Below are 12,223 nucleotides of genomic sequence, written 5' to 3'. Positions count from 1 at the left end.
ATTATGGTGCGCAATGTACTTTACAAGCAGCGGGTGGCTGTGGATTCGTCGTTGAGCTTTCATTATCATCATTACAAGCACTGAGTAAGACACTCAGACTGGTCACTAAAATCAGCAAAAAATTTCGCATTGTCCTATCCATGAAATAAAGGTAGGGATAGTCAATACAACTGCTATGACGCTAGAGTGAAGTTTTTATGGCAGTTTGATGAATATTTTTTAAAAAACGATGAATATCAAATATTTGTTTTAATTTAAAAAATAAGCAACTTAGGTTAAAACAATTTTATGCAATAAAAAACGCATCCGAAGATGCGTTTTGTTTATAAAAATATATCAATATTTTAGAATTACCAACCAAGCGCTTCTTGTTGTTTTTTTACCAATTCCTGAATACCTTTTTCAGCCATTTCAAGCATTGCATTGGACTGAGCGCGTGTAAATGGTTTTTCTTCTGCAGTCCCTTGAATTTCAATAAACTCACCTGCTTGAGTCATCACCACATTCAAGTCTGTTTGACAGTTAGAATCTTCTTCATAGCAAAGATCAAGCAATACTTCATCTTGATACATGCCGACAGAAATCGCAGCAACAAGCCCTTTTAATGGATCATGCTTAATTTTCTTTTTCTCAAGAAGTACATTCATAGCATCAATTAATGCAACCGCAGCACCCGTAATTGCAGCAGTACGTGTACCACCATCTGCCTGAATCACATCGCAGTCGATGGTAATGGTGTTTTCACCCAATTTTTTCAAATCCACCATTGCACGTAAGCTACGACCAATCAAACGTTGAATTTCTTGAGTACGACCAGATTGCTTACCGCGAGCAGCTTCACGGTCGCTACGTGTATGGGTAGAACGTGGCAACATACCGTATTCCGCAGTCACCCAACCTTGGCCCTGACCCTTTAAGAAACGTGGCACTGAATTGTCAATACTTGCAGTACACAGCACTTTTGTATGACCAAATTCAACCAATACTGAACCTTCCGCATAACGGGTGTAGTTACGGGTAATTTTAACTTCACGTAATTGATCTAATGCACGTTGGTCGATACGCATAGCTTGTCCTTATGGGATTCAAAAAATATTGCGACTTATTATAACAGATCCAAGAGAGATGGTTTTGTTACAAGATGGTGGTTTTTGAAATTGCTCGCTAAATCTATATGTGGTGACTTAAATAAACGTCTATACAAAAAGATAGATATACAAACCACGTTTTAAAATTTTCGAAATTTAGCCAAAAAATTAAAAATCACTGAATCTAAAACATCGCATTAAAAGCAATAGAAGAACCTTATTTAACTCAATAAGGTTCTTCTAACAACAATTGAGGATCTATTTTCAACAGCTATTGCACCAGTTGAATGAAGCGAGATAAACACCTTAGCAACACCAATGCTTACACATCGCAAAAACTTTGTTTAAGCAAAAATACCCTTCAACTTTTGTAAAGACTGAGTAATGGTTGCTGTCAGACTATTTGGCAAAGAGCATTTGGCTAAACGCACCCATACACTGCCAAATTGTTTCAGGAAATCTGCTTCATTATAATTGATGCCATATTCTGCACATAAAGCTCTAATTTTTGGAGCAGCTTCTGAATAACGATTGGCTGGCATATCAGGGAACAAATGATGTTCAATCTGATGACTTAAATTCCCACTCAAAATATGCAACCAGTCTGTTCCAGTAAAATTACTAGAACCACGAATCTGACGTAAATACCATTCAGCACGGGTTTCATTTTCCACATTATCTGCTTCAAAAGTCTCTGCATCTTCAGTGAAATGACCATTAAAGATTACCGCTGAAGACCACAAACTGCGGATCACATTGGCAATGGCATTCCCAGCTAACACTGGCAAAGCATTGGGGCCTGCAATCACAGGAAAAAACACATAATCTTTTAGAATTTGACGGCGGGCTTTTTTACGAAATTTTGCCGCATCTGCCCAGACCTGTTTCCAAGTTTTTGTTTTATAGATCAGCGCATCTTCCAAATGTAGATTTTGTAAGCCAACATACCATTCAAAAAACACCATCAATTGAATCGCTAAAGGGATATTAAACAAAAAGCGCGGTTCCCATTTTTGTGATTCACTAACACGGAGTAAACCATAACCCACATCATGATCTTTACCCACAATATTAGTATAGGTGTGATGCACATAATTATGTGTGTATTTCCAATCATCACCTGTTGCCATGGTATCCCAGTCGTAGTTTGCACCATTCAAACTTGGGTCATTTAACCAATCGAATTGACCATGCATAACATTATGACCCAGCTCCATATTTTCTACGATTTTGGAAATTCCCAGCAATCCCGTACCCACCACCCAAACAGGTGGAATCCATCCGCCAAACATCAACATAGCACGTGAAGCAATTTCACTATAACGGACAAAATTACGGATTTTATAAATATACTTGGCATCTTGTTCACCTAAACTGTCCATGATTTCACGACGGATTTCATCAACACGGCGACCAAACTCTGCGGTTTGTTCTGGGTTTAAATGTTTCGATTTACTGTTTGGAAAAGTAACTGACATATTCATTGTCTTGCTCCTCAGCACTTCATTTTTAGAAGCCTTAGCTGAATTTTGGGTACAACTTCCTACGCCTAGGTTCAACAGACCGAGAAGTTGTTTAAATTTATTGAAATGATTGCTTTAATTTACAGATTAATGACCACAGGGCTTATCGCTTGGCTGATACACAATTTGATCTGTGTATTTGAAGCATGGTCAATTTCACCTGTCAGCATATTTTTAGTCGAACCACTCACTTTGGTACAGGTACAGGTATTACAAATCCCCATACGACAACCATGAGTTGGCTTTAATCCCGCTTGTTCAGCACTTTCAAGTAGGTTTGATTTCGCAGCAAACTCTTGTTGTGAGCGTAAAAAAACAATCGGTTGTGCTTCTAGGCTTTCATCTACCGCAATCTGGAAATACTCTTGTTTCAAACGATCTGTGATATTCAAATCTTGAAAAATTTGATTGATGCTTTGCATCATTGCACTTGCACCACACGCATAGCTTTGACGCTGTTGGAAATCAGGAACCAAACTTTCCAATAACTCGATGGTTAAATGCTGCTTTTGTTGAGCGGTGTGAATATAGTGATAATTTAACAATGCGTGTTGCTGATAAAGCTGCTCTAGATCTGCATGAAAAGCCTCATCACGACTAAAATAAATTAAATCAATTGGACGATTTGAATCTTTAAGTGCTTCAAGCAACAAAGAATGGATTGCGGTAATTCCACTGCCTGACGCAATCAATAACAATGGTGACGCGTCTTGAGCTAAAACAAAATCACCTTGAGCTTGTGACAACTCAACAATGCTACCAAAAGCCATTTGGCTCAGTGCATTGGAGACTTTACCCTGCTGTTTTACAGCAATGATCATATCGCCATTATTCAAAAATTTAACCACAGAGTAACTACGTTGTTGACGCACACCCGCAATTTCAACAGTTACAAGAACAGATTGTCCCGCTTTAAACTGATGATGCTTAAAATTACGATTTGGACGTAATTGAATTTGATAAAAATCAGGGCTTAATGCACGAGTTTTAATAATCGTGGCTTTTACCTTTTTCCAAGCCCAAACAGGATTGATTTTTTCAGCGATAAAATCGACAAAATCCTCACGAACCCATTCTGGCTGATACTGCATATAGCTACTCATGTGACGTTCCTCTTTGTGCTTGCTATTTATTGAGTGAACAAACGTTCTTTTAGTGAACATATGTACACTATAATCATTTTTTAAATCAGTCAACACCTGTACACTGACATTCGTCGTTTAATTTGTTTTTATTTTTGATAGACTCATCACAACAAAAATCTTTGGATACCAGAATGTCGATACGCGATGAACGAAAACAGCAAAGCCGTCAGGCTTTACTTGATGCTGCTTTAACCTTAAGCACATCGGGTCGTTCATTTTCGAGTATCAGTTTGCGAGAAGTTGCCCGTGAAGTTGGTTTGGTTCCGACAGCGTTTTATCGCCATTTCCAAGATATGGATGAGTTGGGCAAAGAGCTGGTGGATCAAGTTGCGCTTTATTTAAAGAATGTCCTACATCAATTAGGCAAAGGCCTAGCGCATCCTGAAGCGAAAACCAAAACCAGCATGGCACTGTTTTTTGAGGCTGTAGACAGCAGTTCGCAACAATGGATTTTTATGATCGCGGAACGTTGGGGTGGTTCAGAAGTTGTGCGTAAAGCCATCGCCCGTGAAATTGACTTCCTAAACGATGACCTTGCCAACGCGTTAAAGAAGTTTGAAGTTATCGCAAATTTTCATGATGAAAATGATTTAAAAGTGATCACCAATATTTTGATTAATTTATCTTTTACTTGGGCAATGTCATGGATTAACTTATCTCGCCAATACTCAGGCATCGAACTTGAGTTACAAAAAATGGTCCTTAAAAAACAATCGGTGACGCAAATCCGCTTAATTTTTAAAGGCATCGAAAATTGGGACCGAGATAGAGCTTAATTTATTTCCCAAACTCGTCTGTATATCACCAGCAATAAAAAAACCCGCAATTCAATTGCGGGTTTTAAAAACAGCAAAGCTTATTTGGCTTTACGTTCTTTATTGATCAGATAGTCAACAACTTGCGTCACTTTACCATCTTCACCTTGAACCACATATTTACCATTTACCACAACAGCAGGCACCCCTGAAAGCTGGTACTGTTGTGCCAATTGGTTTGATTCAGCAATTTTTGCAGTGATCGCAAAAGAACTATACATACTGTTAAATTTCGCCTCAGGCACACCGTACTGAGTAAAGAATTTAGCAAAAGCATCTTTTTGTAGAACTTGCTGATTACCTGCATGATTGGTATGGAATAAAGGCAAATGCGTACGTTTACGTACACCCAATGCTTCACTCACATAATATGCACGAGCACCTTGTTCCCATAATGGATTCATAGCTGCAGGTGTACGGATAAAGTTAACATCTTTAGGGATCTTCTTTAACCACGCTTGCATATGCGGTTCTAATGTAAAGCAGTGAGGGCATCCATACCAAAAAAACTCACGTACTTCAATTTTACCCGGAACTGAAACTTTTCCTGGGTTTTGCACCACGGTATAATCTTTACCTGCAACAAAATCGGCAGCCATGGCATTTACAGAAAACGCCATCACCATGGCAGTCATGCCACCTAAAATAAATTTTTTCATTGACTTTATTGTCCTCGTAGTCATCTCGTATAGCTTATGCATTCACTATAAAACAAATATGGGAAAATCGTTTTCCTTCTGTGAAGTTTTTTACACGATTCATCGCTTTTTCTGGATTTATGGTTACACTAGGGTCTGTTGATATTTCATAAATAGACGAAGTGTTAACAAACACTAGCATAACTGAACTTAATTTTTGATTAAAACAATTTACTTAGAGGTGCCCGGCATGTCGCAACTTAATGTTGATCCACAGGAAATTGCTAAATTTGAAGCACTTGCTGCTTTATGGTGGGATCAACACTCTGAGTTCAGACCTTTACATCAAATCAATCCACTGCGTTTAAACTGGGTTGATGAACATGCCAATGGTCTTACAGGCAAAAAGATTCTTGATGTGGGCTGTGGCGGCGGGATTTTGGCTGAAAGTATGGCGCGTCGTGGTGCCGATGTTTTAGGTATCGATATGGGGGCAGCGCCATTGAATGTGGCTCGCTTACACGCTGAACAGGAAAATGTTCAAAATATTGAATATCGCCAGGTTCCTGTGGAACAACTCGCAGAAGAGCAAGCAGGACAATACGATATTGTTACATGTATGGAAATGCTAGAACATGTTCCTGACCCAGCATCCATCATCCAAGCGTGTCAAAAGTTAGTTAAACCAAATGGTCATGTGTTTTTCTCAACAATTAACCGTAATCCTAAGTCTTATTTATTCGCAATTATTGGTGCGGAATATGTATTACGTTTATTGAAAAAAGGCACCCATGATTATCATAAATTTATTAAACCGTCTGAACTTGCAGATGACATTCGTAACTCAGGTTTAAAACTTAAAGATATGACTGGCTTACACTACAACCCACTCACAAAGCATTACTGGCTTGCGCCCAATGTTGATGTGAATTACATGGTTTATACTGTGAATGAAGGTGTTTGATGCAAGCTGTTCTTTTTGATTTAGACGGAACACTGATTGATACGGCTGCGGATTTTATCCGTATTATTCAAAATATGTGTCGAGAAGAAGGACGCGCAGTGGTTGATGCGGATTTGATCCGCACTCAGGTTTCTGAGGGTGCACGCGCAATGGTAAAACTGGTTTATCCAGAGCTTGAAGTAGATGATCCAGTCTTTCTAGCACATCGCCAACGCTTTTTAGATCAGTATGGTGATGACATTGCTGTAGACACAGACCTGTTTGCTGGTATGTATCCACTTTTGGCAGAGTTAGAAAGCCAACAGATCCCTTGGGGTATTGTGACCAATAAACCACGTTGGTTAAGTGAATCATTATTGAACGCATTGAACCTCACACAACGTTGCGCTGTTCTGGTCTGTCCTGAAGATGTCGCTCAGACCAAACCAGATCCTGAGCCAATGTATCTGGCAGCAAAGCAAATTGAGATTGCACCTGAACAATGTATTTATGTGGGTGATCATCCGCGCGATATTGATGCAGGACGTAATGCGCAAATGTATACAATCCTCGCAGCATATGGTTATTTACCATTACAGTACAAAGATGATTTAAATGCTTGGCAAGCCGACTGTATCGTAGAGAATGTCGATGAATTACATCAAGTTATTCGAAAACTTGTGAATAGTTAAAGTCCAAGAAAATCATTCAATTTACCCAACAACATGATAAATAACACTGAAACATCTTGAATATGATGTTTCAATGTTTTTATATAGAAGATAGCTCTGTTGGCACTTCGGCTCGCTTTACGAGAAGCAGTTCTTTTCCAACAGTGTAAAGTAAGACATATAAAATTTAATCATTCTAAATGATGAGAAACATTGTTTGATCGGGTAACGACATTGCGTCCAAAGCCTAAATGACATCATAACAACTATAGGAGGTCTCCCATGAAGTATTCAGAATATCAACCTCGCCCAGATTTATTGAAGGATAAAATTATCCTTATTACGGGTGCGGGAGACGGTATTGGACGTGCAGCTGCGCTCAGCTACGCCTTACACGGCGCAACAGTCGTGTTACATGGTCGCACGCTCAATAAACTTGAAGTCATTTATGATGAAATTGAATCACTTGGTGCCCCGCAACCTGCCATTCTTCCTTTGCAGCTTTCTACTGCCTCTTCACGTGACTATGAACTGCTTGTCGATACTCTAGAGCAACAATTTGGCCGCTTAGATGGTATTTTGCATAATGCCGGAATCTTAGGAGAGCGTGTTGAGTTGGCACATTATCCAGAAGAGGTTTGGGATGATGTGATGGCGGTGAATTTACGTGCACCCTTTGTGCTCACCCAAGAATTACTGCCTTTACTGGAAAAATCAGAAAATGCATCAGTTGTTTTCGCCAGCTCTGGTGTAGGACGTGAAGCACGTGCGCAATGGGGCGCTTACTCGGTTTCAAAGATTGCGATTGAAGCGGTCAGTAAAATATTTGCTAAAGAAAATACTTATCCAAATATTCGATATAATTGTATCAACCCAGGTGGGACCCGTACCGCTATGCGTGCCAAAGCTTATCCTGATGAAGATCCAAAAGTTTTACCATCACCTGAAGCCATCATGCCTGCTTATCTCTACCTCATGGGAGATGATAGCCTTGCGTTGAATGGTGAGAGTATCGACGCACAAGATTAGGGTCTGTTTCTCCGCGCTTTTCGAAGCGTGGAGAAAATCATAAGAGATCCTGTCATTTAAAATATTGATCACAGAGTGAAAATAAAAATTTAATAAAAGCCCACATCAAAATCGCTTTACCCAATAAAAACTATAACTTTATTCAGTTTCTTAAATAATAACGCTTCCTCTATAGTGTTACTCAAGTTAAGCAGATCCATTTGAGGCGTTTTTTTATGAAAGATTTAAAACATAAAGTAGAGATGATTCGTTCTATCGAACAATTACAGCTCCCAAATCAGTTTATTCAGGCCTTAGATGATGCCCATCAAGCTAAAGAGATGATCAAAGCAATCAATTGTTTAAAGCAGATGAATCAGCAGTGGTATTAATCATTCAGGCTCAATTTATAGCGGGGTCATCTCTCTAAGCCTGCATACAAGTTTATTTTCATAAATATTTACATTTTTTAGTCACATATTCCGCTAAAAAAAATTTGCTGCGATGCATTACAGCTCAAAGCTTTGCAATAACCCTTTTCACTTTTACATAAATATGTTTTTATTATGTCTGTCATTTTAAATGAAAAACTGAACTTTCTTCACAGTTTCTCTGCAATTTAGCAGTACAGTAGTGAGGTCAAAATAAACATATTGAATAAGCGAGGACGATTATGAAAAAGATTTTAGCGATCATCGCCATCTCTTTATCAATGCTGTTGACGGCTCAGATCAGCAGTGCAGGTCCTCATTTTGACGATGACAATGGTTTTGATCGTGGCAAAAGTGACCGTGGAGATCGTGGACGCAATCATCGTGATCGTGGTAATGACGATGACAACATTCAAGAACAACGTCGTGAACGTGAAGAACGTGGTGTAAAACGTTTGCAACAGCACAAATGGCAAATGGGTTATGTAATGCCACAACATTATCGTGGTAATAGTTATAAAGTTGATTATAAAGACGAAAATCTTCCAAAACCTTCACGTAATCAACAGTGGTATAAGATTAACAATGACTATATCTTGGTCGACTCAGACAATAATAATATTGTGAATATCCGAGGAATGTAGTTTTTTTAATATTTTGGTTTCATAGGCTCAAACACCTTTTTGTTTGAGCTTTTTTTTGTCTAAATTTCAGCTTTTACAATCTGTTTTAAAAAAACGCTAGAAACCTCCATAAAATTGACAATTAGATGATATTTCTCCATTTTTTATCTTAACTTAAATTGTAATTTGAATGATCGGATAAAGCATCCGTCTGAAAAGGTCGATTCAAATGAGAAAAGTTCTAAGCGCAATCACACTATCACTCAGTGCCTTAGTTGCTACTTCAGCAATGGCTGACTGGGATCATGGTCAAAATCATCGCCCTGTTGCATCACATGAAAAATTTGAATGGCGAGAAGGAGTTATTTTACCTGATCGTTACCATGACAATCGCTATTACGTAAATGATTATCGTGCATACAAAAACCTGCATCAACCAGCTAAGTTTGAACGCTGGTATAAAGTAGATGGTCGTTATGTACTGGTTAATGAACGCAACCATCATATTATCCGTGTGATTCGATAATATCCAAACTACGATATTTACAGCCCAAATTCTTTTTTGGGCTTTTTTATTTATGAAAAGAAAAACCCCCAATGGGTCTCTTCATCAAGTCTTCATACATTTCACAATTCACCTAAATCTTGCTCACCGTTTATCTCAAATTATTGAGTAATTTGATTAGATCAAAGGACAAAAGTTCAATTCAGGTGAATCAAATGAAAAATATCTTAATGACACTGGCTTTATCGATGAGTGCGCTGATTGCAACGTCTGCGATGGCTGCACCGCATGATTATCATCGAAATGATCACAATCGCTATCAACAAAACCATTGGGATCATAAATATGACAATCGTTGGAATAACAACAACCATTATGACAACCGAGTAAATTCGAGTCAGCGCTGGCGCTCTGGGCAATACTTCCCGACTCAATTCAATTCGTCGCGTTATCATGTCAATTATAAAAACTACCGTCAGTTACCTAAACCTGGAAGATATCAGCAATGGTATAAAGTAAATGGTGATTATGTGCTGGTAAATGAGCGAAATAATCGTATTATTCGTGTGATTGGTTAATGTCTATATTTTAACTTTTAAACCCAACTCAGCTTGGGTTTTTTCACATTTTGAGAATATGATTAAAATCTAATTGATTGGGCAAATAAATAAACTACATACTTTCATTTATATCTCCATAGTTTCTCTATATTTTACGATTAGATTTAATCTGAACTGGTTAATTATTGAATTAGCTAAAAAGGCAAATATCCTCAGTAAATTGTTCAAAATGAAAAGATTAGATTATGTCATTTCAATGAACAGTAATCCTTAAAATATTTGGTTTTTAACTCAATAATCCAATCTGAATCGCAACACTCATATGACCCTTTTGCACTCGTCCTCCCACGTTCGAGTGCTTTTTTTATTGATTAGGGTCTGTTGGCATTTCATAAATGGCTTGCGTTGTAGAATAAAATTGAGCAGGCAAGGCAGGAAACGAAGGGAATAGCGAGACTATTTTCGAGTTTCATAACGCAGACTGAGATAATTTTAGCTACAACCTTTCAGGACTAGCGTGTTTTTTTGCCGCTACTTCGTTACCTTGCGAAACGATGTTTCTCATCATTTAGAATGACTAAATTTCGTATTTCGTGCCTCGTATCACCTAAAAAACCGCATAGTCGCAAACATAGACGAATTATCAGCAGACCCTATTATTCTTGCACTATTTTTGTTTAGAATCGCTGTATCGCAATCATCAATACTGAGATAGGCATGCAAACCGACAGTTTAGAAACAATACAAAGCACAACGCAAGAATACGTGCATTGGTTTCGTCACTCTGCACCCTATATCAATGCCCATCGTGGTAAAACTTTTGTATTGATGTTTGGTGGTGAAGCCGTTGAACATGAAAATTTTCAGCATATTATTCATGATATTGCGCTACTGCATTCATTGGGCATACGACTCATTTTAGTCCACGGCGCCCGCCCGCAAATTACGGCCAACTTGCTTCACAATAAAATTCAAAGCCCGATCCATATCAACCGTCGTGTCACCACACGCGAATCGCTGCCTTGTGTCATGAGTGCCGTTGGTTCGATTCGTCTACAAATCGAAGCATTATTGTCTATGGGGCTTGCCAATTCACCTATGTTTGGCGCACGCATTGATGTGGTCTCAGGTAATTTTGTCACAGCAAAGCCGTATGGCATTCGTGATGGTGTCGATTTCCAACTCACTGGCGAAGTTCGCACGATTGATACTGAAGCCATTCAAGGCCATTTAGGCAATCAAAATATTGTGTTACTTGGCCCTACAGGGTATTCCACCACAGGTGAAGTATTTAACTTGCTTGCGGAAGAAGTTGCGACAAAAACGGCCATTCATATCAAAGCCGATAAATTGATTTTTTTAGGCAATCAACAGGGCTTAATGGATGAATACGGGCAATTGAGACGTGAAATTACCCCGCAACAACTCGATAAGCATATTGAAAAATACCAAGATTCAAATTTTGAAATCGCTTTGCATTTGCACAATGCAAAAGAAGCCTCACTAAAAGGCGTAAATCGCGTTCATCTGCTTTCCTATAGCGATGATGGTGCATTGATTAAAGAGCTCTTCACCCGTGATGGACATGGCACCATGATCACCGATGCCCATTATGAAGAAGTTCGTATGGCAAATATTGGTGATGTTGGCGGTTTGATTAATCTATTACGCCCTTTGGAAGATGAAGGTATTTTAGTCTATCGCTCACGCGAACGTTTAGAAAATGAAATCGAAAAGTTTGCCGTCATTGAACGAGATGGAACAATTCTCGCCTGTGCTGCGCTCTACCCGATTCCATCAACAGACAATGAAGTGCAATCGGCCGAAATTGCTTGTGTAGCCGTACACCCAAGCTATCGCAAATCTAATCGTGGTAGCCAAATTTTGCATTTCCTAGAAGAAAATGCACGTCAATTGGGTATTCAACAACTGTTTGTATTAACCACGCGAACCGCACACTGGTTCTTAGAGCATGGATTTGAACTGGCCAATGTTGATGATTTACCCGAAGCCCGACAAGCGCTGTATAACTATCAACGTAATTCGATGGTCTTTAAAAAATCAATTGCTTAAAATTGATGAATTTTTTTATTCTCTATCAATTATCACATTTGCTGCTAAGCTTATCGCTATAGGTTCCATCAAGCAGAATATTTTCTTATTCTTGAGAGTGGGATCTATATATGGCGATTGAATAATACAAATAACATCATAATTTTCAAATTCTTATAACATTATATTTTTATAGAATATCCACTTTATATTTCTCATTT

Annotated in this window: 14 protein-coding genes; 9 read left to right on the top strand and 5 right to left on the bottom strand. The window is 38.5% G+C overall.

Annotation, left to right across the window (positions count from 1 at the left end):
* Position 1: 1 nt before the first annotated feature.
* The 4 genes from ACQ7EO_RS00310 to ACQ7EO_RS00295 all read right to left on the bottom strand — a co-directional run bounded on the left by ACQ7EO_RS00310 (position 2) and on the right by ACQ7EO_RS00295 (position 3,714).
* Positions 2-130 carry a hypothetical protein gene (locus tag ACQ7EO_RS00310; RefSeq protein WP_262087376.1) on the bottom strand — a complete coding sequence of 43 codons (129 nt, stop codon included), beginning with the start codon at positions 128-130 and terminating at the stop codon, positions 2-4.
* Positions 131-350: 220 nt separating this feature from the next.
* Positions 351-1,067, bottom strand: a complete 717-nt coding sequence (gene rph / locus ACQ7EO_RS00305) for a ribonuclease PH (protein ID WP_004723527.1) — start codon at positions 1,065-1,067, stop codon at positions 351-353.
* 365 nt (positions 1,068-1,432) lie between these two features.
* Positions 1,433-2,572 carry a fatty acid desaturase family protein gene (locus ACQ7EO_RS00300; RefSeq protein WP_004723529.1) on the bottom strand — a complete coding sequence of 380 codons (1,140 nt, stop codon included), beginning with the start codon at positions 2,570-2,572 and terminating at the stop codon, positions 1,433-1,435.
* A gap of 119 nt (positions 2,573-2,691) precedes the next feature.
* On the bottom strand, positions 2,692-3,714 hold the full coding sequence (locus tag ACQ7EO_RS00295; protein WP_224964463.1) for a ferredoxin reductase: 1,023 nt from the start codon (positions 3,712-3,714) through the stop codon (positions 2,692-2,694).
* 173 nt (positions 3,715-3,887) lie between these two features.
* Here ACQ7EO_RS00295 and ACQ7EO_RS00290 point away from each other — a divergent pair, with 173 nt between their 5' ends.
* Positions 3,888-4,532, top strand: coding sequence for a TetR family transcriptional regulator (locus ACQ7EO_RS00290; protein ID WP_056518244.1), 645 nt, complete (start codon positions 3,888-3,890; stop codon positions 4,530-4,532).
* An 80-nt stretch (positions 4,533-4,612) separates the two neighbouring features.
* Here the strand turns inward: ACQ7EO_RS00290 and ACQ7EO_RS00285 are convergent, their stop codons facing one another.
* Positions 4,613-5,230, bottom strand: a complete 618-nt coding sequence (locus ACQ7EO_RS00285; RefSeq protein ID WP_004723532.1) for a thiol:disulfide interchange protein DsbA/DsbL — start codon at positions 5,228-5,230, stop codon at positions 4,613-4,615.
* Between the two features lie 229 nt (positions 5,231-5,459).
* Here ACQ7EO_RS00285 and ubiG point away from each other — a divergent pair, with 229 nt between their 5' ends.
* The 8 genes from ubiG (at position 5,460) to argA (ending at position 12,023) form a co-directional block, all read left to right on the top strand.
* The gene (ubiG, locus tag ACQ7EO_RS00280) at positions 5,460-6,173 is read left to right on the top strand and encodes a bifunctional 2-polyprenyl-6-hydroxyphenol methylase/3-demethylubiquinol 3-O-methyltransferase UbiG (protein WP_004723533.1); all 714 of its coding nucleotides are present in this window, start codon (positions 5,460-5,462) and stop codon (positions 6,171-6,173) included.
* A complete protein-coding gene (locus tag ACQ7EO_RS00275) occupies positions 6,170-6,844 on the top strand; it encodes an HAD family hydrolase (RefSeq protein ID WP_166782866.1) in 675 nt (224 codons plus the stop codon). Before ubiG ends, ACQ7EO_RS00275 begins: the two co-directional genes overlap by 4 nt.
* A gap of 261 nt (positions 6,845-7,105) precedes the next feature.
* The gene (locus ACQ7EO_RS00270; protein ID WP_004723535.1) at positions 7,106-7,852 is read left to right on the top strand and encodes a YciK family oxidoreductase; all 747 of its coding nucleotides are present in this window, start codon (positions 7,106-7,108) and stop codon (positions 7,850-7,852) included.
* A gap of 215 nt (positions 7,853-8,067) precedes the next feature.
* Positions 8,068-8,223, top strand: a complete 156-nt coding sequence (locus ACQ7EO_RS00265) for a hypothetical protein (protein ID WP_167468963.1) — start codon at positions 8,068-8,070, stop codon at positions 8,221-8,223.
* 281 nt (positions 8,224-8,504) lie between these two features.
* Positions 8,505-8,906 (top strand): RcnB family protein, encoded by a 402-nt coding sequence (locus ACQ7EO_RS00260; RefSeq protein ID WP_434278661.1) that lies wholly within the window; start codon positions 8,505-8,507, stop codon positions 8,904-8,906.
* Between the two features lie 208 nt (positions 8,907-9,114).
* Positions 9,115-9,411, top strand: a complete 297-nt coding sequence (locus ACQ7EO_RS00255; RefSeq protein ID WP_004723538.1) for an RcnB family protein — start codon at positions 9,115-9,117, stop codon at positions 9,409-9,411.
* A 194-nt stretch (positions 9,412-9,605) separates the two neighbouring features.
* Positions 9,606-9,968 carry an RcnB family protein gene (locus ACQ7EO_RS00250; protein WP_434278660.1) on the top strand — a complete coding sequence of 121 codons (363 nt, stop codon included), beginning with the start codon at positions 9,606-9,608 and terminating at the stop codon, positions 9,966-9,968.
* 699 nt (positions 9,969-10,667) lie between these two features.
* Complete coding sequence (gene argA / locus ACQ7EO_RS00245) at positions 10,668-12,023, top strand: amino-acid N-acetyltransferase (protein WP_034618293.1); 1,356 nt, start codon at positions 10,668-10,670, stop codon at positions 12,021-12,023.
* The last annotated feature ends 200 nt before the right edge of the window (positions 12,024-12,223 follow it).

This window comes from Acinetobacter sp. CE-15 (genome assembly GCF_051059255.1).
Lineage (GTDB): Bacteria > Pseudomonadota > Gammaproteobacteria > Pseudomonadales > Moraxellaceae > Acinetobacter > Acinetobacter guillouiae.
This window is presented reverse-complemented; position numbering and strand designations above follow the sequence as displayed.

Bases quoted from the DNA above. Each gene is read 5' to 3' on its own strand.
- ACQ7EO_RS00310 (WP_262087376.1), bottom strand. From the start codon at position 130: ATGCGAAATTTTTTGCTGATTTTAGTGACCAGTCTGAGTGTCTTACTC.
- rph (WP_004723527.1), bottom strand. From the start codon at position 1,067: ATGCGTATCGACCAACGTGCATTAGATCAATTACGTGAAGTTAAAATT.
- ACQ7EO_RS00300 (WP_004723529.1), bottom strand. From the start codon at position 2,572: ATGAATATGTCAGTTACTTTTCCAAACAGTAAATCGAAACATTTAAAC.
- ACQ7EO_RS00295 (WP_224964463.1), bottom strand. From the start codon at position 3,714: ATGAGTAGCTATATGCAGTATCAGCCAGAATGGGTTCGTGAGGATTTT.
- ACQ7EO_RS00290 (WP_056518244.1), top strand. From the start codon at position 3,888: ATGTCGATACGCGATGAACGAAAACAGCAAAGCCGTCAGGCTTTACTT.
- ACQ7EO_RS00285 (WP_004723532.1), bottom strand. From the start codon at position 5,230: ATGAAAAAATTTATTTTAGGTGGCATGACTGCCATGGTGATGGCGTTT.
- ubiG (WP_004723533.1), top strand. From the start codon at position 5,460: ATGTCGCAACTTAATGTTGATCCACAGGAAATTGCTAAATTTGAAGCA.
- ACQ7EO_RS00270 (WP_004723535.1), top strand. From the start codon at position 7,106: ATGAAGTATTCAGAATATCAACCTCGCCCAGATTTATTGAAGGATAAA.
- ACQ7EO_RS00265 (WP_167468963.1), top strand. From the start codon at position 8,068: ATGAAAGATTTAAAACATAAAGTAGAGATGATTCGTTCTATCGAACAA.
- ACQ7EO_RS00260 (WP_434278661.1), top strand. From the start codon at position 8,505: ATGAAAAAGATTTTAGCGATCATCGCCATCTCTTTATCAATGCTGTTG.
- ACQ7EO_RS00255 (WP_004723538.1), top strand. From the start codon at position 9,115: ATGAGAAAAGTTCTAAGCGCAATCACACTATCACTCAGTGCCTTAGTT.
- ACQ7EO_RS00250 (WP_434278660.1), top strand. From the start codon at position 9,606: ATGAAAAATATCTTAATGACACTGGCTTTATCGATGAGTGCGCTGATT.
- argA (WP_034618293.1), top strand. From the start codon at position 10,668: ATGCAAACCGACAGTTTAGAAACAATACAAAGCACAACGCAAGAATAC.